This is a genomic window from Rhodococcus sp. IEGM 1351, from assembly GCF_030056875.1.
Lineage (GTDB): Bacteria > Actinomycetota > Actinomycetes > Mycobacteriales > Mycobacteriaceae > Rhodococcus_F > Rhodococcus_F opacus.
The window spans coordinates 1-22,601 of the sequence record NZ_JASHKU010000023.1; the positions used below are offsets into that span (position 1 = coordinate 1).

Genomic DNA, 22,601 nt, shown 5'->3' on the forward strand with positions numbered 1-22,601 from the left:
TTCATCGACACACTGTTGAGTTCTCAAAGAACACGCACACACCATCACTTCTGGCACACTCGCCAGCCGCTCCGGGGCAACTTTTCCAGCTTATCTCATCGGACTGACCGGCGCAAACCGGCACCCGCTGAAGACATTCCGGGGTTGAAGCACAACCATACACGATGGTGAACTTCGGATTGGTCAGGCACTTCGTACAACCTCGTTGCATCACCAGGTGGTGAATGTCGGTGTCCGTGTCGCTCTGACTTGGAATAAGTTACGCGAACCGCACGCGATATTCCAAATCGCCTGGTCGCGGGGATTCGCACGCTGAACTCCGCCGGATCTGCCATTCGTGCCGGCGTGCACCGTCAGACCAGAAGCGTGCACGCTGAGCCGGTTTAGCAGGTCCGAAAGCTCGACGGTGGGACCGTCGCTCCCATTACCACTCACTCTTCATCGGGGAGTCCTCATCGAGAAGTACGGCATACCGGCAGTCACCACTCTCGGCGGCACCGAGATCCCCTACAAGGACCGGGGTGCCGGCCGCCCGTAGTCCTGAGCCACGGGTGGCCGCTCAATGCGGACAGCTGGGAAGCGCAGGACCGACCTCGCGGCGCTACTCGAGCACCTCGACCTTCACGACACCACGCTGGTCGGTCTCTCGACCGGCGGTGGTGAGGTGAGTAGATACGCCGGACGGCACGGGACCGGCCGGGTCGCCCAGATCGTGCTCGCCTCGGCGGTGCCGCCGTTCATGCTGCAGACCGCCGACAACCCCGACGGCATCCCGGTCGAAGCCTTCGATTCTTCGGCGCAACCGACCTGACAGTCACCCGTCCCAGGGTGTACGCGACTCGTTCTGGTCGCAGGCAAATCAGGGGGGTCACCACAACGCCTACGAAGGCATCGCCGCGTTCTCGGCGACGGACTTCCGAGCTGACCTCGACAAGGTCGACGTCCCCACCCTCGTCATTCACGTGACGACGACCAGACAGTGCCGTTCGATGTCGGCGGCAAGAAAGTCATCCGCGCGGATCGACGGCGCCGTGCTCGCGGTCTACCTACACCTCGTGGCATCCCCTCACCCGAGACAAAAGGATCACAGTCATGAAAGGTCACACCGCAGCACCCGACACCCTCGACCTCGTCCACGGGCTGTGGATGACCCCACACGGCTGGAATGGCGCCTGACTGACCCGGAGTTCGATCTGCTCCACGAACCTGTCGAACGCCGAACGCCGATCGGTGGGCTGCTGACGTGCGGCCTTCGCGTTGCGCACCATCTTCGGAGTCCAGTTCGCCGCACCAATTCTCAGACGGTCCTCAGGAAAGTCACAATTCGGGCCCCTATCGTTTCCCCGGCAAACCAACCGACATGGGAGGACTCGTCATGAACGTTTCACGAGCACGTCTGCAATTCGGTATCGCCGCCGTCGGCGCGATCTCCGCCGCCCTCGTGATCCCGGGCATCGCCTCCGCGGATCCGGCCGACTCCGACTCTTCCCGCCTCGTGAACTCCACGTGCAGCTTCGCGCAGATCGATGCGGCGATGCACGACGTGACTCCGCAGCTCGCCGCGCGCCTCGACCAGGCACCCGAGCGCAAGGCTCAGCTGGCGGACTTCTTCTCGAAGTCCCCGGCCGACCGCCAGGCCGTCCTCGACGCCCACCCGCAGCTGAAGAGCCGACTGGACACCGTGCCTACCGAGGGACCGGCCGTCGAGTGGCGCGCGAAGGCGCTGACGATCGCCGAGACCTGCGGTAACTACTGACGCACGCTAGCCGGGGCGGACGGTGCGCAGGACCGTCTGCCCCGTGTCCAGCCTGCGGATGTTGTCGGTGATGTCGCCGACCCGGCCGACGAACGTGTGGCCGGTGACGCCGGACGAGTGCGGGGTCATCAGGACGTTCCGCAGGTCGCGGAACGGCAGCACGCTCGGGGCGCCGTGACCGCCGGCATCGGGGTAGGAGAACCAGACGTCGATCGCCGCGGCCGCGATCCGCTGCGATGCCGGCGCGTCGTACAGCGGTTGTTCCCGGACGAGAGGGCCGCGCCCGACGTTGATCAGGATGCCGTCGGGGCCGAGCGCGTCGAGTTCCGCGCCGCCGATCATGCCACGGGTGTGATCGTTCAGCGGTGCGGACACCACCACCACGTCGGACTCCGTCAGGAGCCGGAGCAGCGACGTGTTGTCTCCCGCCCATGCGAGGCCTTCCGCGGCGGCGTCGAGATCGCCCCGGCCGGTCACCGCGCAGCCCTCGGAACCGAACGCGCGCAGCAGGTTCCACGACCGCCAGCCGATGTGACCGAAACCGACGAATCCGACCCGCGCGCCCCGCATCGACCGGGACTGCGCGATCGCGTCGTCGTAGACCGAGGTGGCCCAGACGTCGCCGCGGAGGGCGCGATCGTGCCGGAGGAATCCGCGTCGCAGCATCAGTGCCGCGGACACGATGTACTCGGCGATCGAGTCCTCGTGGTGGAAGGTGTTGGCCACCAGGGTGTCTGTGGGAAGCGCGGCGAACGCCACGTTGTCGGTGCCCGCGCCGGCGACGTGCAGCAGGCGCAGCTTCGGCGCTGCGGCCGCCATCGCGGCGGTGAACCGGCCACCCACGTACACGTCGGCGTCGCCGAGGTCGGCGACGATGGCCGACTCGTCGAACGTCCGATGCCACGACACCGTCGCACCGGACGGCAGGCCCGACTCGAACAGCTCACGATGCGGCAGCAGGTTCCGGTCGCCGACGACGACCTTCATCAGGCGCGCACCAACGCCGGGCGCTTGCTGTCGAACGTCCAGCCGGGCACCAGGAACTGCATGCCGATCGAGTCGTCGCGCGCGCCGAGACCCTTCTGCAGGTACAGCTCGTGGGCCGCCTCGACGCGGTCCATGTCGAGTTCGACACCGAGGCCGGGCGTCGACGGCACTGTGAGGTAGCCGTCTTCGATCTCGTACGGGTCCTTGGTGATCCGCTGACCGTCCTGCCAGATCCAGTGGGTGTCGATGGCGGTGATGTCGCCCGGAGCCGCGGCGGCGACGTGGGTGAACATCGCGAGCGACACGTCGAAGTGGTTGTTGGAATGCGAACCCCACGTGAGGCCCCACGCGTCGCAGAGCTGGGCGACGCGGACGGATCCGTTCATCGTCCAGAAGTGCGGGTCGGCGAGCGGGATGTCGACGGCGCCGGAGCGGATGGTGTGCCCCATCTCGCGCCAGTCGGTGGCGATCATGTTGGTGGCGGTCGGCAGTCCGGTGGCGCGCTTGAATTCACTCATCACCTCGCGACCGGAGAAGCTGCCCTCGGGGCCGACGGGGTCCTCGGCATACGCGAGAACGTCTTTCAGTCCGCGGCACGTCTCGATCGCCTCCGACAGCAGCCAACCGCCGTTGGGGTCGAGGGTGATCCGGGCGTCGGGGAACCGCTCGGCCAGCGCCGTCACGGCCGCCGCCTCCTCGCGGGGCGCCAGGACGCCGCCCTTGAGCTTGAAGTCGGCGAAGCCGTACCGCGCCTGGGCCGCCTCGGCGAGCCGCACGACCGCGTCCGGTGTCAGCGCCTCCTCGTGCCGCAGGCGCAGCCAGTCGTCGGACTCCGCCGCACCCGACTGGTACTCGAGGTCGGTCTTGTTGCGGTCGCCGACGAAGAAGAGATAGCCGAGCGCCCGCACCTTCTCGCGCTGCTGACCCTCGCCGAGCAGGGCCGCGACGGGAACACCGAGGTGCTGCCCGAGAACGTCGAGGAGTGCCGACTCGACGGCGGTGACGGCGTGGATCGCGACACGGAGGTCGAACGTCTGGTTGCCGCGGCCCGCCGCGTCCCGGTCGGCGAACGTGCGTCGCAGATCGGCGAGAACGCCGTTGTACTCGCCGATGCTGCGCCCCGTCACGATCGCGCGGGCGTCTTCGAGAGTACGGCGGATCGGTTCACCGCCGGGCACCTCGCCGACACCGGTGTTGCCGTCGGAATCGGTGAGGATCACCAGGTTCCGGGTGAAGTACGGGGCATGCGCGCCGGACAGGTTCAGGAGCATGCTGTCGTGTCCCGCGATCGGGACCACTCGCATGTCGGTGACGACCGGGGTGGTGCTCGTTGTACTCATCTCCGAAAACCTTCCTTCACAGCGCAGCGCCGCCCGTGAGGCGCCTCACAACGAAAACTCTAAGTGGCCCGATCGATACATGTCCAAGACTTGTTGAGCATCGAACGATGCAGACACTGCATCAGAGAAGTTGCTGTCCGATCAGCATCAACGCACCCACACAGGACACCGTGATCGACGCCCGGCGCAGGCGCGCCGCGTCCAGGTGGCGATTCACGAACCGCGAGGCCACGTAGCCGAGCACCGTCGCCGGGATCAGCAGCAGGAACATCACCGCCGACTCGCGGTGCACCGACCCCGTCGCGGCGAGAACGGCCACCGACAGTGTGGAGCCGACCAGGAAGAACGCGCTCATGTTGCCGCGCAGCTGCGCCCCCTTCGACCCCTGCATCACCAGTGCCATCGGCGGTCCGCCGATCGACGTGGCCGTGCCGAGCAGACCCGACGCGGCGCCGGCGACGGCGAGGTTCCGGCGTCGCGGCGGCGGTGCCCAGCCCAGCGTCGCGAAGACGACCCCGAACAGCACCACGGCGGCGAGCAGCAGCGACAGCCCTCGTTCCGGCAGCACCACCAGCAGCAACGCGCCCGCGATCGTGCCCGGCACCCGGCCGGCCAGGGCCCACCCGGTGCCCGACAGATCGAGGGCGTCGCGTTCCCGCCACACCACCATCACCGTGACGACCGTCGCCGTCATGATCAGCGTCCCGGGCAGCAGGCCCGGATCGACGAGCGCGACGACGGGTGCGGCGAGCATCCCCATCCCGAAGCCGATCGACGCCTGCATGCACGAGGCGAGGAAGACGGCGAACGCGATGATCGCGAATTCCGCCCCGCTCACCCGACCGCGACGGGGACGCCGAGTTCGGTCGGACGCCGGGGGTGGTGGCATTCGGCGACATGGCCGCTCTCCCGCTCGTCGACGGCGGTGGGCGGCACGGTGCTCGCGCAGATGTCGGTCGCGTGGGCGCAGCGGGTGCGGAACCGGCAGCCCGACGGCGGGTTCAGCGGCGACGGCACTTCACCGTCGAGGATGATCCGCTTGCCCCGGGATTCGGCGTCCAGCTTCGGCGCCGCCGACATCAGGGCCTCGGTGTACGGGTGGGCGGGACGGTCGAAGACGGCGTCCGTCGCACCCGTCTCCACGATCCGCCCGAGGTACATCACGGCGACGCGGTCGGCGACGTGCCGGACCACCGACAGGTCGTGCGAGATGAACACATACGAGATGCCGAGTTGCTTCTGCAGGTCGTTCAGCAGGTTGAGCACCTGCGCCTGCACCGACAGGTCGAGCGCCGACACGGGTTCGTCGCAGATGACGACGCTCGGGTTCAACGCCAGGGCGCGGGCGATTCCGAGTCGCTGCCGCTGACCGCCGGAGAACTCCTGCGGGTACCGGTGCTCGTCGCTCGGCCGCAGACCCACCAGGTGCAGCAATTCCCGCACCCGTGCCGCGCGGTCGCGGCTCGTCTTGTACATCGTCTTGTGGGTGCGCCACGGCTCGGCGATGATGTCGGCCGCCGACATCCGGGAATTCAGCGACGCGTACGGGTCCTGGAACACCATCTGCACCCGGCGGCGCAGCGCCAGCAGGTCCTTGCCCTTCAGCGAGAACGGGTCGACGCCGTCCCACGTCATCGAACCGGAGTCCGGACGCTCGAGCATCATCAGCGTGCGGGCGAGAGTCGACTTGCCACAACCCGATTCGCCGACGAGCCCGAGCGTTTCGCCGCGGGCGAGGTCGAGGTCGATGCCGTCGAGCGCGCGCAACTGATTCTTGCCCGCCGCGTTGGCCGGCACCTTGAACGTCTTGGTGAGGCCCCGCACCTTCAGAATCGACTCAGACATGCGAGATCTCCTCGGGGAAATGGCACGCCGAGCGGCGACCAGGTGTGGCGACGTCGGCGAGCGGCGGTCGGGTGGTCCGGCACAGGTCGCGGGCCAGCGGGCAGCGCGCCTGGTAGACGCAGCCGGACGGAATGGAATGCAGGTCGGGCGGGGTGCCGCCGATGGATTTCAGGTCTTCGCCGCGGACCGCGTGCACGGGGACCGAATCGAGCAGGCCCTTGGTGTACGGGTGCTGCGGCGACGAGAACACCTCGGCGACCGGACCGGTCTCGACGACGTTGCCCGCGTACATGATCGCGACGCGGTCGGCCTCCTCCGCGACCAGGGCGAGGTCGTGGGTGATGAGGATGACGGCCATGTCGTGCTCGGTGCGCAGGTCCCGCAGCAGCGACATGATCTGCGCCTGCACCGTGACGTCGAGCGCCGTCGTCGGTTCGTCGGCGAGCAGGACCGTCGGGCTCAGTGCGACGGCCATCGCGATCAGCAGGCGCTGCCGCATGCCGCCGGAGAACTGGTGCGGGTAGGAGTCGACGCGCGATTCGGGCTCGGGAATCCCGACCCTCTCCATCAGCGAGACCGCTTCCCGTCGCGCCTCTTTCGAGGACAGCCCGCGATGGATGCGGAACGGTTCGGCCAACTGCTTGCCGACCGTGTACACCGGGTTGAGCGCGGTCAGCGCGTCCTGGAACACGATGGCGAGTTCGGTGGCGGCGAGGGTGCGGCGTGTCTTGGCCTTCGCCGTCACCAGGTCGACGTCGCCGAGACGGACCGAGCCGTCGGTGATGTCGGCGATCGGTTCCAGCAGGCCGACGAGCGCCTGCGCGGTCATCGACTTGCCGCACCCCGACTCACCGAGCAGCGCGAGGGTCTCCCCGCGCCGCGCGGTGAACGACACGTGGTCGACGGCCCGGACCGTGCCCGAGGGGGTGCGCAGGTCGACGGTCAGATCCGCGACCTCGAGGGCGACGCGGTCGGTGTCTGCGACGTCGGGCGATTCGACAGCCGGTGCGGGTGCACTCATGAGACGACCTTTCGGGTGGGGAACAGCCGGGAGCGACGCGACCGCGGGACGGTCAGACGCCAGCGCTGGGCGGGGTCGGTGGCGATCCGCGCCCATGCCGCGAGCACGGTCGCCGACACGGTGGTGATCACGATGGCGAGACCGGGGAAGAACGACAGCCACCAGGCCGTCTGGAGGTACGTCCGGCCCTGGGACACCATCAGGCCCCAGCTGATGTCCGGCGGCTGGATGCCGATGCCGAGGAAGCTCAGCGACGACTCGGCGAGCATCACGTAGCAGAAGTCGAGGGTGGCGACGGTGAGCAGCGTCGGCAGCAGGATGGGGAACACGTGCCGGCGGATGACGGCCCCGCTGCGGGCGCCGAACGTGCGCGCGGCGTCCACGAACAACCGGCTCTGCAGTTCCGCCGACTCCGCGCGGGCGGTGCGGAGGTAGATCGGGATGCGGGTGATGGCCAGGACCAGGACGATGTTCGCGGCACTGGGCGAGAACACGTACAGGACGACGACGGCCATCAGCAGCGACGGGAAGCTCATGATGACGTCGGCGACGCGCATCGCCGTCGTCTCCCGCCAGCCGCGGTGGTAGCCCGCCCACATGCCGGCGAGGGACCCGACGATGCAGGACAGCGCGACCGCGGGCAGCGCCACCAGGAGGGTGGTGCGGCACGCGACGATCAACCGGGCCAGCATGCTGCGTCCGAGCGGGTCGGTGCCGAGGATGTTCATCCACCCGTTCGCCACGTGGAACGGTGCGAGGTTGGACTGGTCGAGGTTCTGACCCGTCGCGGCGTCGCCGACGAGCCACGGGCCGAAGACGGCGACGAGGAACACGAACACCAGGATCGCCGCCGCGACCGTGGCCATCCGGTCACGCAGGAGCAGTCGCCACAACGGTGCCTTGCTCCGGGAGGGCTTCGGTGCCGGAACGGACTCCTCGACGGGGGCCGCGACGGCAGGCGTCTCGTCGGGGCCCGGGTAGAGGTCGCCGGCTCCGTCCAGGCGGGGTGCGTTGTCTATGGACATCTCGGCGGCCTCCTAGACCTTGGACTTCTCACGGACACGCGCGTCGAGAAGTGCGTAGCCCGCGTCGATCAGGATGTTGAGGACGAAGATGCTGACCGCGGTCAGCAGCACCGCCGCCTGCAGGACGGCGAAATCGCGCTGCAGGATCGCGTCGATCATCAGCTTGCCGATGCCGGGCCACCCGAAGATCGCCTCGACGACGACGGCGCCGTTGACCAGGCCGACGGTGAGGTCGCCGGCCACCGTCAGCGCCGGAGCCGCGGCGTTGCGAAGCGCGTGATGGGTGACGACGCGCAGGTCGCCGGCGCCCTTGCTCCGAGCAAGACGTACGTATGGTGCGGACAGCGCCGACACCATCGCGCCGCGGACCACCTGGGTGAGCACGCCGAGCGGGCGGATGAGCAGCGTGGCGATCGGCAGGATCCACGACAGCGCGCTTCCGGTACCCGACGTGGGCAGCACCCCCAGCACCACCGCGAAGATCCACACGCCGGTGATGGCGAACCAGAAGTCGGGGATGCTGGCCGCGGTCATCGACAGCAGGCTCGAGATCCGGTCGGCGAGCGAATTCGGCCGGTACGCCGCCCAGCAACCGATCACGATGGCGCCGATGATCGCGAGCAGCATCGTGAAGAACGCCAGCTGCAGCGTGGCCGGGAACGCCCGCAACGCCATGGTCGCGGCGGACTCACCGGTGCGCAGCGATTCGCCGAAGTCGAGGTGGACGACCCCGGACAGGTAGTCGACCATCTGGCTCAGCACCGGCTTGTCGAGGCCGTTCTCGGCCGCGAACTCCGCGCGCTGATCCGGTGTCGCGGAGACCGGGAGGTAGAGGTTGGTCGGGTCGCCGGTGAGGCGGGCGAGCAGGAACACACCGAAGAGGACGACGAGGAGGGGTACGAGGCTGGTGTAGACGCGTCGGCGCAGGAAGGCGAACATGACTCACCGCCTTCGGATCGGGTTCGGTTGGGACATCTCAGTTCCTCCGGGGGGCTGGGAAGAGGGGTTAGCCGTTCGCGGATGTGTCCGCGTGGGTCATCTCGCTCAGGCGCATCTCGTCGCCGGTCGCGGAGTTGGGTGCGTACTGCACCGTCGGGGACTTGGCGAGCACCGCATTCATGTGAGCGATGTACGCGAACTGCCGGATCTCCTTCGGCTCGTTGGCCAGTACCGAGGCGAACGCGTCCTGGCGTTCGTCGCCGACGAGTTGCTCGGCCGCGTCGATCTGCGCGTCGTATCCGGGGGAACCGAAGTAGCTCTGGTATCCGTCGCTGCGCATGTACTGGTCGACGGTGAACTGCGCGTCACCCGCCTGGTTGCCGTGCTGGATCATCAGCAGAATCGGTCCGGTGCCCTGCGGGAACGGCCGGATCTGGTACTGCATCTGCCCGGCCGTGTCCATCATCTCGATCTTCACGTTCAGGCCGGCCTTGCTCAGCGAGTTCTGGATGACCTCGATGGTCTCGTTGATCTTGGGGAACTGGCCCGTGCGCCCGATCAAGCGGATCTGGTTGTCCACGGGAACGCCGTCGGCCTTGGCCTCCGCCACCAGTTGCGCGGCGCGATCGGAGTCGTAGGGGGTCGGCTGAAGATCGGGGTCGAACCCGACGATGCTGCTGCCGACGAGTTGCCCGGCCGGCTCGCCGAGACCCTGGAACAGCGCCTTGACGATCCCTGCCCGGTTGACGGAGAGGTCGATGGCCTCGCGGACGCGGTAGTCGTCGAGCGGCGGTTCGGTGGCCATCATGCGCAGCGCCGTCGTCTCGTTGTTGGGGTAGGCCACGCCGAGGTCGCCCGCGCCGTCCTCCGGACCGAGGTACGTGGCGAGTTCGGCCTCGTCGTTGGTGACCATCGCGGCCCGGACGCTGCCCTCGGTCCGCCACTGGTAGATCGCCCGCGTGTACTCGGGCGCCGGGCCCCAGTACGTGTCGTTGCGGACCAGCGCGAGTCGCTGCCCGTGATCCCAGTAGTCGATCTCGTAGGGGCCGGTGCCGATGGGATCGCGCACCTTGTCCTGGGCGTCGGTGGTGGACGGCACCATCTCCACGAACGAGATCCGCAGCGGAAGGATCGGGTCGGCGGCGGGGGTCTGCACCGTCACGGTCGACGGGTCGATCGCGTTCACCACGAGTTCGTCGTCGCCGAAGACGTACCCGTCGACGTCGCAGCCGATGGTCGAGTTGACGGTGCGATCGATCGAGAAGGCGGCGTCCTCGGCGTCGAACGCGCTGCCGTCGCTGAACGTGACGCCCGGATGGATCCGGAACGTCCAGACCGTGTCCGACGTCTGCTCCCACGAGTCGGCGAGCTTCGGTTCGAGATCGCCGGTATCGGCGTTGCGTTCCACCAGCGGCTCGGTGATGTTGGAGCGGACGACGACTCCGGTAGAGGTGAGTGACGCGTCGCAGGGTTCGAGTGTGGGCGGCTCCTGCGGGAGCACGATCCGCAACGTGTCGGGGCTGGCGGCGTCGCTGTGGCTCGAATTGGCCACCGAGCAACCTGCGACCAGAGCCGGCACCGTCAGTGCGGCGGTGGCCACGACGACGGCGCGGTAACGGGTTCCCTGCTGCAACGAACGTGCAGGGCTCATGGTGTCCTCCGTAGGGATGTGTCGCGTACTCGACGCGAGTGAAGAGGGCCCGCCTGTGACGGTAGACACACGCTATGAGCGGCGCGGAGGAGCCGTCAACAGGGGGAAACGGCGCAAAACGGCTCGTGAGGGCCATCACACGCCTGATTGACGGAGACTGCGATCACCCCGGCAGGCCCCTGACCGGCACATACAGGGGGTTACGGCATCTGCGCACGTCAACGCGCCGCCAACCAATGCCGTTTGAGTATCGATCCATGTTATTTACGTGTTGGACAGGTATTCCGAGCGCCGCTTAACGTACGGGTAACCGGTGACGCGGAGAGTCGCGCCACCACTCGTCAGGAGGCACGATGGTGACCGCAGAGTCGTCCGTGAAAGAAGCTGCTGCACAGACTGTTTCGGGAGGACGCGTTCTGAAGGTCGGGCCGCTGAAGCCGTCCCTCACCGCGACGCTCGCCGAGAAGTACGACGCACTCGACCTCCCGCTCGGCGACGACCGCACCCGCTTCCTCGCCGAACACGGCGAGTCCGTCACCGCGGTCGTGACGTCCGGCCGCACCGGAGTCGACGCCGCACTGATGACGGACCTGCCGAACCTCGGCGCCATCGTGCACTTCGGAGTCGGTTACGACACAACCGATGTCGCGCTCGCCGAGGAACTCGGAATCGGCGTGAGCAACACCCCCGACGTCCTCACAGACTGCGTCGCCGACACCGCCGTCGGATTGCTGATCGACACGCTCCGCGGCTTCTCCGCCGCCGACCGCTTCGTGCGTGACGGCCGCTGGCCTGCCGAGGGCAACTTCCCCCTCACCCGGCAGGTGAGCGGCACCCGGGTCGGCATCGTCGGGCTGGGACGCATCGGCTCCGCCATCGCCACCCGCCTCACCGGCTTCGGCTGCACGATCTCCTACCACAATCGTCGCGAGGTTCCCGGCTCCCCGTTCGCGTACGTCGGCTCGGCCGCCGCACTCGCCGCCGGGGTCGACGTGCTGATCGTCGCCGCAGCGGGCGGCAAGGGCACCGAAAAGCTCGTGGACCGAGAGGTTCTCGAAGCCCTCGGACCCGACGGCTACCTGATCAACGTGGCACGCGGAAGCGTCGTCGACGAGGACGCGCTCGTCGAACTGCTCACCAAACACAAGCTCGCCGGTGCCGGACTGGACGTGTTCGCCCGGGAACCGCACGTTCCCGAAGCGCTCCTCGCGCTCGACACCGTCGTCCTCCTCCCCCACGTCGCGAGCGGCACGACCGAGACCCGGGCCGCGATGGAGGCTCTCACCCTGCAGAACCTCGACGAATACCTCGCCCAGGGCACCCTGACCACCCCCGTACTCGAGCCGAGGTCACGATGAGCGTCATTCTCAGCTACGTTCCGACAATCGAAGGTCGTGGCGCCCTGGCCTTCGGATTCGCCGAAGCCCGCATGCGTGCAACCGATCTCGTGGTGATCGCCGACGGCGACAGCGCCTCGAATCCCGGCTTCGGGGCCGAACTGCACTCCGCAAGGGAGGAAGCGGACGCAGCCGGCGTCGACTACCGCATCGCGCGGAACGAACCCGACCGCTCCCACGCCGACAACCTCATCGACGCGTCCTACGACTCCGCCGCCGAACTCCTCGTCCTCGGCATGCGACGACGCTCGCCCGTCGGCAAACTCCTCATGGGCTCCGTCGCTCAGCGCGTGCTCCTCGAGGCGCAGTGCCCGGTCGTCGGGGTCAAGCCTCCCGTCGCAGCAGAGGTCTGAGCCGCCCGGACGGGGTCGGATCACCGGCCCATCCGTAACCCTCACGGCGCCGAATACCTGCCGTGGGACAGCCATGATCGATGGGCCTCAACGCGCCGACGGCGCGGAACTGGGCGGTCGCCTCCTGACCTTGGTCGGCGACCGCGACTTCCAGGCGCTCGCACCCGAGATCTCCCAGATCGCGTGCGACCACGGCAGCGACCGGTCGGCGTTCACGGAGGTCGTGGCGTGGATCGTCACCACCATCGCCGACCTCATCGCGGATCCGGCCTCGAGCGTCAACGATGCCGTCGACAGCTTCATCAGCGTCGTCCCCGTCGTGCACGACACAGCCGCGCTGAACGAGGAGTTGCCCGCGCCCGCCGAGTGGCTGTTCACCGCCGTCGTGAGACACCTGCAGAGCAGGCACCGGGCGGGATCCGATCCCCCGCCGCCCGTGCCTGCCGACACCGCACTCACGCGCATGCAAGCCCTCGTCGAAGCGTTGCTCTGGCTCGACGCCCTCCTCGAGTGCGACCACAGCCTGTAGGCGAGCTCGAGTCCCTGGCTCGGGGACGGTGCCCTCGCGGTGACGGCCGTCTCGAGTCGGAATAGCCCGGCCCGTGTGCCCGTTCCCCTAGTGGATCCCGATACTGCGCGGCGGCACCGAGAACGGCGCTGCCGAACACGACCTACGGAAAGACCGATATTTGTGAATCTCTTCTCCCCCTTGACACTCGGCGAACTCGAACTGCCCAACCGGGTCGTGATGGCACCCCTGACCCGCGTCCGCTCCGGGCGTGACGGCGTGCCCGGACCGCTGGTGGTCGAGCACTACCGACAGCGGGCCTCTCTCGGTCTGATCGTCAGTGAAGGCACCTACCCCAGCCACGCCGGCCAGGGCTTCCCCGGCCAGCCCGGGCTGGTGACACCCGAGCAGGTTGCGGGCTGGAAGAACGTCGCCGACGCCGTGCATGCGGCCGGTGGACGGATCGTCGCGCAGGTCATGCACGCCGGCCGTGTGACCCACGAGGGAACCACCGGCGGTCACGAGGTCGTCGGTCCGAGCGCCGTCGCTATCGACGGCGAGACCCGCACCTACGAGGGGAAGGAGCCGTACCCGGTGCCCCGCGCGCTGGGTACCGAGGAACTCTCCGCCGTCATCGAGGAGTTCGTCCAGGCGTCGCGGAAGGCGGTGGCAGCCGGGATGGACGGCGTCGAAATCCACGCCGCGAACGGCTACCTGCTGCACGAGTTCCTCTCCCCGGCATCCAACCTGCGTGAGGACGCGTACGGCGGCTCACCCGCGAACCGGGCACGCTTCGTCGTCGAGGTGTTCGAGGCCGTGGCAGACGCCATCGGCGCCGGCCGGGTGGGTATCCGCATCTCACCCGAACACAACATCCAGGACGCCCTGGAACTGGATGCCGACGACGTTCAAGCCACCTACGGTGCGCTGGTCGACGCCATTGCTCCGCTGAAGCCCGCCTACCTGAGCATTCTGCACAAGGACCCGTCCGGGCCCCTGGCGCAGGACCTGCGGACGCGCTTCGGCGGCCCGGTGCTGATCAACAGCGGTTTCGGGGCGATCACCACCCGCGACGAAGCGCTGGCAATCCTCGACGACGGCCACGGCGATGCCGTCGTCGTCGGGCGTCCCGCGATCGCCAATCCGGATCTCGTGCGGCGCTGGCAGGAAGACCTGCCGCTCAACACCCCGGACCCCCAGACCTTCTACTCGGAGGGAGCGAAGGGCTACACCGACTACCCGGTGTTGCAGCACTGAGCTGTCCCCAGGCCGACACGCTGTGGCCCATGACGCCAGGTCATGGGCCACAGCGCTATCCGACGGACGCCCCCGCGTCGCGTATCCGGGTCCGGCACCGTACGGTTAGTCGTAGTTGAGTACACAGCTACCGAGTTCACGGGCCGCCCGGCGTGTCCGTGTTCCAATCGGGCGTACCAACTGTGCACGCTGTGCCAGGACGCCCACCTCGAAGGTGGCCGACAGTGAGAGCACCATTCCGCACGACGCTCTCGCAGCCGAAGCTCCCGACGAACAGTTTTACTTCTATCTTCTCGTGACCTGTCGGAGGAACTGCATTTTCGGACCACTGAACTCCGGGCCTGCTCTGCCGCGGCGACGCTCACAGAAGTTGAAAGGTGATCGTTCATGCCACTCACCGTGGAGCACACCACTCGTTACGCCGATGCCCTGATGACGCTGGCTCTGGCCGCGCACCGCCCGGCCACCGTCGTCAACACCGGCACCGGATACGCCGTCCGGGTCGATTTCGAGCGCGGTATTCACCTGCTCGCCACCAACGCACCCGGGGATCTCAGTTCCGATCCGGACGCGCAGAACCCCTGGGTCGTGAGTTTCTTTCAGAAGCAGCCCGCCGCCGAGGACACCCGGCTCGTGACGGTGACCGGGGAATGGCTCGTCGACGCATTCGACCAGGCCCTCGCGATGATGCCGATTTCGGGGATCGCCGACGACCCGGATGCGCAGCCCACCGAACTGCGCCTCGTCGGCACGGATGTCCACGACCTCGCTAGGTAACACCGCCTGACGGGGCTACATCCGCTCGTCACCGCCCGGCAGCAGACCGTCTACCCCCACCGGGTAGGCGGTCTGCGAGTCTCCCCAGCCGCTCGACCGCGGGCAGCGCCTGCGCGATCTTCTCGGCGTCACGGGCGATGATCTCGGCGCTCTGGTCGATGCCCTTCGCGCTGACGGCGAGCCCCTCCGCGGTCTCCGCGATCTGCTTGGCCGCGTCGAGCAGTTCGGACAGGTCGTCGAGCGCGGGCCCCAGACGGTCGATCAGCACCCCGATCTGTCGTATTCGGAGCATCACCGTCGTGACGGCGTGTTCCCACTCGCGGATCTCGCTCGAGACGTTCTGCAGGATCTTGATGGGAGGCTCCTTGTCAGTGCTCGGCGGCCGGGCCTGGCGACGCGCATCCAACCTATCTGTTACTCCCAGTTTCCCGTACTCGGCCTAGCTGCTCAGATCGTGGCCGGTGGCCGCGCGCGCGTAGGAGTGGAGGCTGGCGATCACCCCGGCGCGGAACAGCGCATCGATCTGGTGGTTTTGGTCCTGGTCGGCGCTGGAGATCCGCGGGTTACCGGGATGGGGGTCATCTTTGTATGAGCACATTGGCGCGGACCGTCTGGCGATGATTTCGGCGGCGATGGAGATGGCGGTCTCGGCTGGTCCGCGGTTGCCGATGTCGAGGCCGATTGGGCTCGACAGTGCGGTGAGGTGTTCGGGGCGGAGGCCGCCTGCGGTGAGTGCTTGCCGTCGGTTGGTGTCGGCGGTGAGTGACCCCATGGCGCCGATGTAAGCGAGGGGTTGTGCCCATTTGGTTTTGTCGAGGCATTCGAGGAGGACGGGAATGTCGATTTTGGGGTCGTGGGTGAGAACGACAATGACTGTGCGGGAATCGAATCGGCCTTTGTTGCGCTCACTTATGATCCAGTCCGACGGCCATTCGCACACGACCTCGTCGACATCGGGAAATCGTTGCGATGTCGTGAACACGGGGCGGGCATCGCAAATGGTGACCCGGTAGCCCATTCGGGTACCGACTATCCCGGTTTCCGCGGCGAAGTCGGTCGAACCCACGATCACCATCCGTGGCCGGGACTGGAAGCGGCGTATCAGCGTTCCGGAGGGGGTCAGGCCGGTGGGGGCGTCGAGTTCGTTTGCGATGCGGTGGGTACCTGCTTCCGGTCCGGTGAGGACCGTCTCGAGGATGACGGTTTCGTCGCGCAGTGTCCCTTCCATGAGGTCGGCGAGTTGCGGCATGGTCTCGCGGTCTACGCGTTCCACGAGCACGGTCAGCGACCCGCCGCAGGTCAGTCCGGGTTCGAGGATGTCGCCGGTGGGGCCGTAGTGCTCGATTCGGGGGTGGCCGGTGGTGAGGACGTCGAGGGCGGTCTCGTAAAGGGCGCCTTCGACGCAGCCGCCCGAGATGCTGCCGACCACGGTTCCGTCCTGATGGACTGCGAGCATGGCGCCGGGGTCTCGCGGGGATGACCCGTGAGTGGCGATGACGGTGGCGACAGCGACAGCGCGGTGTGCTTCCCATTCGGTGTGGATGTCGCGAAGGACGGTGTTCACGAGTGCCTCGCAATTCTGTTCGCGTCACGGTTCCGGCGACCGGGGCTGGGGAGCCGTCGCGGTGGTGGCGAGGATCGTACAATAGTTTTGCGCAAAGATAAGTCCTGAAATTGTCGGTGAGCCGGTCGCCGGTAGGCGAGACTGATTCGCGGCACCGTGCCCGTATCGAATCTGGAGTGTGAAGTGGCCGAATCGGATCGGGTGGATGGGGTCGGTGAGATCATCCGGCAGTGGACTCGGACGCGTCCCGAGCTGGACGTGTCGGCTTTGGAGATTTTCGGACGGCTGCATCGGAGTTTTCTGCTGTACCGGGCTCAGATCAATGAGCTGTTCGAACGGTTCGGGACGAACGAGGCGGGGTTCGACGTTCTCGCCTGCCTTCGGCGTGCGGAACCAACGTTCCGCCGCACTGCCGGGGAACTGGCGAAGCAGACCTTGATCACCACGGGTGGCCTGACGATGCGGGTGAACCGGCTCGAGGATGCCGGCCTGGTACTGCGCGAGCGCGATGACATCGACTCCCGCGTGGTGTATGTGACGCTCACCGACGCGGGCCGGAAACTTGTCGACGCTGTCTCGGATGCGCACTTCGCGGAGCTGGCGCGGATGCAGGGTGGCCTCGAGGGTGGTCAGCGCGAGCAGCTCGCCGATCTTCTGTCCGTCCTCGAGGGCTCCTTACAGGCTGCCGCATCGGAGAATGTCGCCAAGTCGCTCGGCGCAGCGTCTGCATAGAGCTCGAATCCAATATGGGCGATCGTGGGGCCCCCCGGGTCGCTTGACGTGGTCGCAGGGCGTTCTTGGGGTGGTGCAGCTACGCGTCGGTGGCGGTGTTTCGATGCAGCTACGACTGCGACCTGAACTCTTCGGTGGGTGTTGCGCCTCGGCTCCGTGGGCATCGACGCAATCGGTCCGGCGACCGTGGCCGAGCTATTGACCTCAGGGCGCCAGGAACGTAGAACTATCTTATAGCAAAGATACTTTGCGCTGAGTCTTCTTGGACCGGCATTCGTTGTCCTTTCGAATGGAACGAGGCACATGCACAAGAGCGGCCTTCCCACGGTGGCTGCGGAGGGCGGCGGCACAGTGACCGCCCTACCCTTTCGCGGCGTTGCGACCCCCGAGCAGAACCCAGCAGACGGCAGGCTCGGCGCGCGTGGCTCCTTGGCTGCCGTGCTGTTCCTCCCCGACCCAGCCGCCTACGACTGCGTTGGCAGTGAGGATCAGATCGTGGTTCGTGAGCATCTTCGGGGCCGGAATCGGCGTAAGTTCGTCTACACCGGACTCGGTTCGGTAGCCGTCCGCGCCGCACTCGACGTCGTCTCCGCGGCCGTCGAACGGCGCGCCCTACAAGGGGTGAATCACCACATGCATACCGGCTATGGGAGACCGAGCTGCACACTCGTGCGGGGAGCCCGCTGATGCGCACCCAGGCCCTGGGGGCCGGGTTGGTGGCACAGAGCCAACTCGCGATGGCCCCTTTCCGGCTCCATCGCCCCACCACCATCGAGGACGCCCTGGCGATCGTGTCCGAACATCCGGACGCTGTTTTCGCCGCTGGCTGCTCGGATCTGGTCGCCCAGATCCGTGAGGGCTGCGCCCCGAACACGTTGGTGTCGCTGCAGAAGGTCGATGCGCTCCGCATCACCAGCCACGAGGCCGGTGTTCTTCATATCGGCCCGATGGTGACCCACCACATGGGTGCGACGGACGACATCGTCGGCACCGCGATCCCGAACCTCGCGGCGGCATGGGCGTCGATCGCGACCGTTCGGATCCGCTACACCGCGACCGTCGGCGGAAACCTGATGGCGCGGCGGTACCGCTACGAGATGCCGCTGCTTCTCGGGGCGCTCGGCGCGGACCTGGTCTTCGACGCCGGCGCGCTCTCCCGCCCGGTCGCGTCGTTGTGGGCGGACAGCGGAACCGATCAGCGAGGTCTGTTGACCGACATCACCGTACGAACGGACGACCTCGTCTGGTTCGGATATGAGCGTTCGATGCGTCCGACGGCGACAGTGGCCCTCGCGGTGCGTCGCAACCCCGACGGCACCCTGCAGGTGCGCGCGCAATCGGGATCGGAGTACCGCCACGGATTCGCACTGACGGCCGATACCGGCGCCCGCGAACTCGATCCGCTCGAGGTGAGTGCGCAGCTTGCCCAGCAGCTACCGGACGACTGTGCCGATTACACCGGCTCGGCGGAGTACCGCCGGCACCTGGTGCGTGTGTTGACGCGCCGCCTGCTCACCGCGGCATGTGCTCAGCTGAAGGGAAAGACAACGAGATGACCGAGTACACCGATCGCGAGACCGATCGATCCGCTGCCCCCGACGGAGAACTCGACACCTGCATCGAGTTCGCCCTGAACGGCGTCAAGCAGACCGTGCGCGTCGCCGCCAACGCCATCCTGCTCGACGTCCTGCGCAACAACCACGGCTGCAACGGCGTTCGCGGTTCCTGTGAGCGTGGGGTCTGTGGAGCGTGCACCGTGCTCGTGGACGATCTGCCCGTCGCCTCCTGTTCGACCTTCGCGTTCAGCATCGACGGCGCCTCGGTCGAGACAGTGGAAGGGTTGGCCGCGCCCGACGGCACGCTGTCCCCGCAGCAACGTGCATTCTCCGAGTGCGGGGGTTTCCAGTGCGGCTTCTGCACGTCCGGGATGTTGATGCTCACCACCGGGCTGCTGCGTCAGGACCCACAACCCGATCGCGGCACCATCCGGGAATGGATCAGTTCCAACACCTGTCGCTGTACCGGATACGAGATGATCCTCGAATCGGTCGAGCGCGCTGCCGAACTGACCGGTGAGACGAACGGGGAATCCGCGTGACCGCGACACCCGAATCCTTCACTCACAACGTTGATTCCGACGCCGCGGGCGGTGGGTACACCGTGTATTCGCTGCCGACCGTCTCTCCGGACAAGCGGGTCACCGGACGCGATCTGCCGCGCGCGGACGCCGCGGTCAAGGTGACCGGCAAAGCGGTCTACAACACTGACATCGTGCGACCGGGCATGCTGCACGCGAAGGTGCTGCGGAGTCCGCACGCGCACGCTCGTATCGTGTCCATCGACGCGAGCGCCGCCGGGGCACTGGACGGCGTCACCGCGGTGCTGACCCGCAACGAAACCGACGGCCTGGGGTGTTACGGCACCATGGTCAAGGACCAGCCGGTCGTCGCGACGGACGCCGTCCGCTATGTCGGCGACATCGTCGCCGCCGTCGCTGCGGTAGATGAGCGCACGGCACTGGCGGCACTGGACCTCATTCAGGTCGAATACGAGATTCTGCCCGCGGTATTCGACGTCGACGAGGCCCTCGATCCGTCGTCGCCGACAATCCATCCGCTCGAGCCGCGCGGTGGTCTGCCCCCTTACCGGAACGGCGCGTCGGCGTCGCTGCGCATCGACCACAATGTCAGCTACGAATTCCGTTACAGCACTGGATCACCGGACGTGTGGGAGGAGTGCGACCACATCTTCGAGGACACCTTCCTCTTCTCCCGGATGAACCATATGCATCTCGAACCGTTCGTCACGGTCGCGGAGGCAACCGATGAACAGATCGAGGTCTGGACGGCGACGCAGAGCCCGTTCAACCTCCGCCAGGAACTCGGGCACGTATTCAACCTCCCCGAAAACCGGATCCGGGTGCACGTCGCCCTGCTCGGCGGAGCGTTCGGCGCGAAGAACGGCCCGAAGGCCGACCCGGTCGCCATCCGCCTGTCCCAGCTCAGCGGCGGCCGGCCGGTGCGGTTCTGCATGAGCACGGAAGAGGGCTTCCTCACCGTGTCGCAGCACGCGGCGAAGCTGATCGTCAAGGCCGGCGTCAAGGCGGACGGCACCTTTGTCGCCCGCAAATCGACGGTGCTCCTCGACAGCGGGGCCTACGCCGAACACAGTCCGGCGGTGGCGGAGAAGGCCGGCTATCGGATGCCGGGCGCGTATCGCTGGCAGCACATCGACACCGTCTGCAAGGCGGTTACCACGAACACGGTGCCCGCCGGCGCCATGCGCGGCTTCGGTGCCACGCAGACCACGTGGGCCGGTGAACGTCAGATCGACCTCATCGCGCAGCGACTCGGCATCGATCCCTACGCACTGCGGCTGAAAAACCTCAAAAAGCTCGGCGAAGAATTCGTCCCCGGGGATGCGGGGATCGACTCCGACCTCGCCGAGGGAATGCGTCTGGTCGCGGACGCTATCGGCTACCACTCCAGGGATCGCAGCGGAAACCGCGGCATGGGGGTATGCGTCGGGCTCAAGGACAGTGGCGGCGGCAACAAGCCCGCGATGGCGCGGGTCAAGGTGACCGCCAACGGCGACGTCTTCCTCAATTGCGCGCTCACCGAGATGGGCCAGGGCGGGCACTCCGCGTTGTCCCAGATCGTCGCCGACGTCCTGCGCACCAGCCGCGACCGCGTCGTGTACACGCGCATCGACACCGACCACACCCCCTTCGATCAGGGCACCAACGCCTCGTCCGGCGTGGTGGTGATGGGACAGGCCGTCCGGAACGCGGCGGAGAACCTGCGTAGACAAGTGCTCGAGTGGGCCGGTGAACAGTTCGCCATCGACTCGGCCACCGCAGTGCTCGACGACTGGACGGTGCGCACCCCCACAGGCGAGGTATATCCGCTTCTCCCGCAAATCATGGAGTTCTTCGGACACACCGGGTTCGAGTTCTCGGCCGACGGCTATTACAAGGTGCGCAGTGATGCCGATGCACCCTTGGCCGCCCGGTGTGTCTTCTACGAGATCGGGTGGGCGGCAGCCGAGGTCGAAGTCGACCCGGAGACCGGCAGGGTTACGGTCCTGCAGCTCGTGGTCAGTGGTGACGCGGGCAAGGTGATCAACAAGATCGGCTGCCGCGGTCAGGATGAAGGCGCCGCCGTTCTGGGACTCGCGCAGGCTCTGTTCGAGGAAATGCGCTACGAGAACGGTGAACTTCTCAACGCCGAGGCCCTGCTGTACCGCGTCCCACTCGCGGAGGACCTCCCCGAGCGGTTCGTCTCGATCACCCAGGAGCAGGGACACGGCGCGGGCCCCTTCGGCGCCAAAGGCATGGGGGAGGGCGGCATGCTCCCCATCGCCCCGGCGATTGCGCAGGCCATCGCCGACGCGGTCGGTGCCCAGCTCACCGAGTTGCCGATGACACCAGAGCGCGTCTTTCGTGCACTCTCACCCGGCGGCGTGCCCGGTCTCCCGCCGTTGTCGCACGCCTGAATGCAACCGGACCTCAGACCACCGGTCGTCGGCACAGACGCCGACGACCGGAACGTCGACAGGAGCAGGACCCGACGGCGGCATCCTCCCGCGCAACGTCGCTGTTCCTGCGTCGCAGCGACACTTCAGCGCCGCACCCACACCCCCGTCCGCCGCCAACACCGGAACAACCCGTACGCCGTGCCACGGCTCGTACCGGGCCGGCACATCCCGCCACGTCGTACCCGCCCGAATCCGCCACCGGATCCCGTCGATGAGCTGCCGTTTCGTCCACTTCGGCGAACGGCCCGCCTTCCTACCCAGAGGCAGCAGCGGCACCAACCGCGCCCATTGCACGTCGGTAACGTCCGCCCCGGCCCCGCGACGCTGGGCACGAGGTCATTCAACGGCAGCGACACATCCACTTGATCGAAAACTCACAGCCGAACCACCTTTGAAACACGACCTAAGCCTCGGGGTCCAGCCAGGGCCGATCGTCGCGGCCCTCGACATAGGTCCCGCCGGGCGGACCGTCGAGCAGCCCCAGCAGCAACTCACGCGCCGCCCGAGCGGCACCGGCGAGCTCAGTCCGGGGTGAAAACAGGTCCATCCCGATGACGAACCACGCCGCCAGCGCGGCGATCGGCGCAAACGCCAGCACAAACGGAACGGCGAATTGCCGGGCAGCACGCCACGGAACCGTCACCAACCCGAACACCACCACCAACACCGCCGGCGCCGCCCAACTCACCCAATTCGACGCCGGCGGCGGATCAGGCCCAACGAGGTGAACGAACCGTGCGGAGACACCCGGGGACGCGGAACATCGAACCAGGTCCCGATCCGGGCCTACGGCCGCCAGAAGGGCGTTCAGCGCCTCCGCCTTCGTGCCCAGGATCGCCCGCGCCGCCGTCGGCGGAATCTGCACCGTCAGGAACACCCGCCGCAACCAGATCGTCCGCGGTGAACCGGTCCG

24 protein-coding genes are annotated in these 22,601 nt (G+C 67.4%); 12 read left to right on the top strand and 12 right to left on the bottom strand.

The features are described 5' to 3' along the window. Positions 1–562: 562 nt before the first annotated feature. Together QM806_RS31155 and QM806_RS31160 are read left to right on the top strand one after the other, a co-directional pair. Entirely contained in the window at positions 563–811 is a 249-nt protein-coding gene (locus QM806_RS31155; protein WP_005569242.1) for an alpha/beta fold hydrolase, read from the top strand. A 564-nt stretch (positions 812–1,375) separates the two neighbouring features. Further along, positions 1,376–1,756 (top strand): hemophore-related protein, encoded by a 381-nt coding sequence (locus QM806_RS31160; protein WP_061040762.1) that lies wholly within the window; start codon positions 1,376–1,378, stop codon positions 1,754–1,756. Between the two features lie 6 nt (positions 1,757–1,762). On the opposite strand, the gene QM806_RS31165 is transcribed toward QM806_RS31160, so the two are convergent. From QM806_RS31165 to QM806_RS31200, 8 genes are all read right to left on the bottom strand, one after another. Next, positions 1,763–2,743 carry a 2-hydroxyacid dehydrogenase gene (locus tag QM806_RS31165; protein ID WP_283293940.1) on the bottom strand — a complete coding sequence of 327 codons (981 nt, stop codon included), beginning with the start codon at positions 2,741–2,743 and terminating at the stop codon, positions 1,763–1,765. Beyond that, entirely contained in the window at positions 2,743–4,083 is a 1,341-nt protein-coding gene (gene gudD, locus QM806_RS31170) for a glucarate dehydratase (RefSeq protein WP_283293942.1), read from the bottom strand. The genes QM806_RS31165 and gudD overlap by 1 nt, the downstream gene beginning before the upstream one ends. Before the next feature lie 121 nt (positions 4,084–4,204). Continuing rightward, complete coding sequence (locus tag QM806_RS31175; RefSeq protein WP_054246767.1) at positions 4,205–4,921, bottom strand: sulfite exporter TauE/SafE family protein; 717 nt, start codon at positions 4,919–4,921, stop codon at positions 4,205–4,207. Continuing rightward, positions 4,918–5,928: an ABC transporter ATP-binding protein gene (locus QM806_RS31180; protein ID WP_210460694.1), complete on the bottom strand. Its 1,011-nt coding sequence runs from the start codon at positions 5,926–5,928 to the stop codon at positions 4,918–4,920. Before QM806_RS31180 ends, QM806_RS31175 begins: the two co-directional genes overlap by 4 nt. Next, complete coding sequence (locus tag QM806_RS31185) at positions 5,921–6,949, bottom strand: ABC transporter ATP-binding protein (RefSeq protein ID WP_210460695.1); 1,029 nt, start codon at positions 6,947–6,949, stop codon at positions 5,921–5,923. Before QM806_RS31185 ends, QM806_RS31180 begins: the two co-directional genes overlap by 8 nt. After that, the gene (locus tag QM806_RS31190) at positions 6,946–7,974 is read right to left on the bottom strand and encodes an ABC transporter permease (RefSeq protein WP_210460696.1); all 1,029 of its coding nucleotides are present in this window, start codon (positions 7,972–7,974) and stop codon (positions 6,946–6,948) included. The genes QM806_RS31185 and QM806_RS31190 overlap by 4 nt, the downstream gene beginning before the upstream one ends. 12 nt (positions 7,975–7,986) lie before the next feature. Next, on the bottom strand, positions 7,987–8,913 hold the full coding sequence (locus QM806_RS31195; RefSeq protein WP_005237765.1) for an ABC transporter permease: 927 nt from the start codon (positions 8,911–8,913) through the stop codon (positions 7,987–7,989). 67 nt (positions 8,914–8,980) lie between these two features. Continuing rightward, positions 8,981–10,564 (bottom strand): ABC transporter substrate-binding protein, encoded by a 1,584-nt coding sequence (locus tag QM806_RS31200; protein ID WP_210460697.1) that lies wholly within the window; start codon positions 10,562–10,564, stop codon positions 8,981–8,983. Between the two features lie 353 nt (positions 10,565–10,917). Between QM806_RS31200 and QM806_RS31205 the strand changes: the two genes are divergently transcribed. The 5 genes from QM806_RS31205 (at position 10,918) to QM806_RS31225 (ending at position 14,856) form a co-directional block, all read left to right on the top strand. Continuing rightward, the gene (locus tag QM806_RS31205; protein ID WP_210460698.1) at positions 10,918–11,922 is read left to right on the top strand and encodes a 2-hydroxyacid dehydrogenase; all 1,005 of its coding nucleotides are present in this window, start codon (positions 10,918–10,920) and stop codon (positions 11,920–11,922) included. Then, positions 11,919–12,314 carry a universal stress protein gene (locus QM806_RS31210; RefSeq protein WP_005237769.1) on the top strand — a complete coding sequence of 132 codons (396 nt, stop codon included), beginning with the start codon at positions 11,919–11,921 and terminating at the stop codon, positions 12,312–12,314. The genes QM806_RS31205 and QM806_RS31210 overlap by 4 nt, the downstream gene beginning before the upstream one ends. 73 nt (positions 12,315–12,387) lie before the next feature. Further along, complete coding sequence (locus QM806_RS31215; RefSeq protein WP_283293945.1) at positions 12,388–12,843, top strand: hypothetical protein; 456 nt, start codon at positions 12,388–12,390, stop codon at positions 12,841–12,843. Between the two features lie 162 nt (positions 12,844–13,005). After that, entirely contained in the window at positions 13,006–14,079 is a 1,074-nt protein-coding gene (locus tag QM806_RS31220) for an alkene reductase (protein ID WP_005569228.1), read from the top strand. Between the two features lie 387 nt (positions 14,080–14,466). After that, positions 14,467–14,856: a hypothetical protein gene (locus QM806_RS31225; RefSeq protein ID WP_007296175.1), complete on the top strand. Its 390-nt coding sequence runs from the start codon at positions 14,467–14,469 to the stop codon at positions 14,854–14,856. Positions 14,857–14,884: 28 nt separating this feature from the next. On the opposite strand, the gene QM806_RS31230 is transcribed toward QM806_RS31225, so the two are convergent. Continuing rightward, on the bottom strand, positions 14,885–15,262 hold the full coding sequence (locus tag QM806_RS31230) for a hypothetical protein (RefSeq protein ID WP_005237773.1): 378 nt from the start codon (positions 15,260–15,262) through the stop codon (positions 14,885–14,887). Positions 15,263–15,295: 33 nt separating this feature from the next. Then, complete coding sequence (locus tag QM806_RS31235; RefSeq protein WP_167116136.1) at positions 15,296–16,420, bottom strand: XdhC family protein; 1,125 nt, start codon at positions 16,418–16,420, stop codon at positions 15,296–15,298. Between the two features lie 183 nt (positions 16,421–16,603). Between QM806_RS31235 and QM806_RS31240 the strand changes: the two genes are divergently transcribed. The 5 genes from QM806_RS31240 to QM806_RS31260 all read left to right on the top strand — a co-directional run bounded on the left by QM806_RS31240 (position 16,604) and on the right by QM806_RS31260 (position 21,646). After that, positions 16,604–17,152: a MarR family winged helix-turn-helix transcriptional regulator gene (locus QM806_RS31240; protein WP_210460700.1), complete on the top strand. Its 549-nt coding sequence runs from the start codon at positions 16,604–16,606 to the stop codon at positions 17,150–17,152. A 303-nt stretch (positions 17,153–17,455) separates the two neighbouring features. Then, entirely contained in the window at positions 17,456–17,839 is a 384-nt protein-coding gene (locus QM806_RS31245) for a hypothetical protein (RefSeq protein ID WP_005569224.1), read from the top strand. Continuing rightward, positions 17,839–18,708, top strand: coding sequence for an FAD binding domain-containing protein (locus QM806_RS31250; RefSeq protein ID WP_005256509.1), 870 nt, complete (start codon positions 17,839–17,841; stop codon positions 18,706–18,708). The genes QM806_RS31245 and QM806_RS31250 overlap by 1 nt, the downstream gene beginning before the upstream one ends. Next, on the top strand, positions 18,705–19,250 hold the full coding sequence (locus QM806_RS31255) for a (2Fe-2S)-binding protein (protein ID WP_005256507.1): 546 nt from the start codon (positions 18,705–18,707) through the stop codon (positions 19,248–19,250). The genes QM806_RS31250 and QM806_RS31255 overlap by 4 nt, the downstream gene beginning before the upstream one ends. Continuing rightward, positions 19,247–21,646, top strand: coding sequence for a xanthine dehydrogenase family protein molybdopterin-binding subunit (locus QM806_RS31260; protein WP_081276513.1), 2,400 nt, complete (start codon positions 19,247–19,249; stop codon positions 21,644–21,646). The genes QM806_RS31255 and QM806_RS31260 overlap by 4 nt, the downstream gene beginning before the upstream one ends. Here QM806_RS31260 and QM806_RS41870 read toward each other — a convergent pair. Further along, positions 21,602–21,982 (bottom strand): transposase, encoded by a 381-nt coding sequence (locus tag QM806_RS41870; RefSeq protein WP_198432306.1) that lies wholly within the window; start codon positions 21,980–21,982, stop codon positions 21,602–21,604. The two genes, QM806_RS31260 and QM806_RS41870, sit on opposite strands and share 45 nt — an antisense overlap. A gap of 109 nt (positions 21,983–22,091) precedes the next feature. Beyond that, a complete protein-coding gene (locus tag QM806_RS31265; RefSeq protein ID WP_005569220.1) occupies positions 22,092–22,565 on the bottom strand; it encodes a hypothetical protein in 474 nt (157 codons plus the stop codon). Positions 22,566–22,601 lie beyond the last annotated feature (36 nt).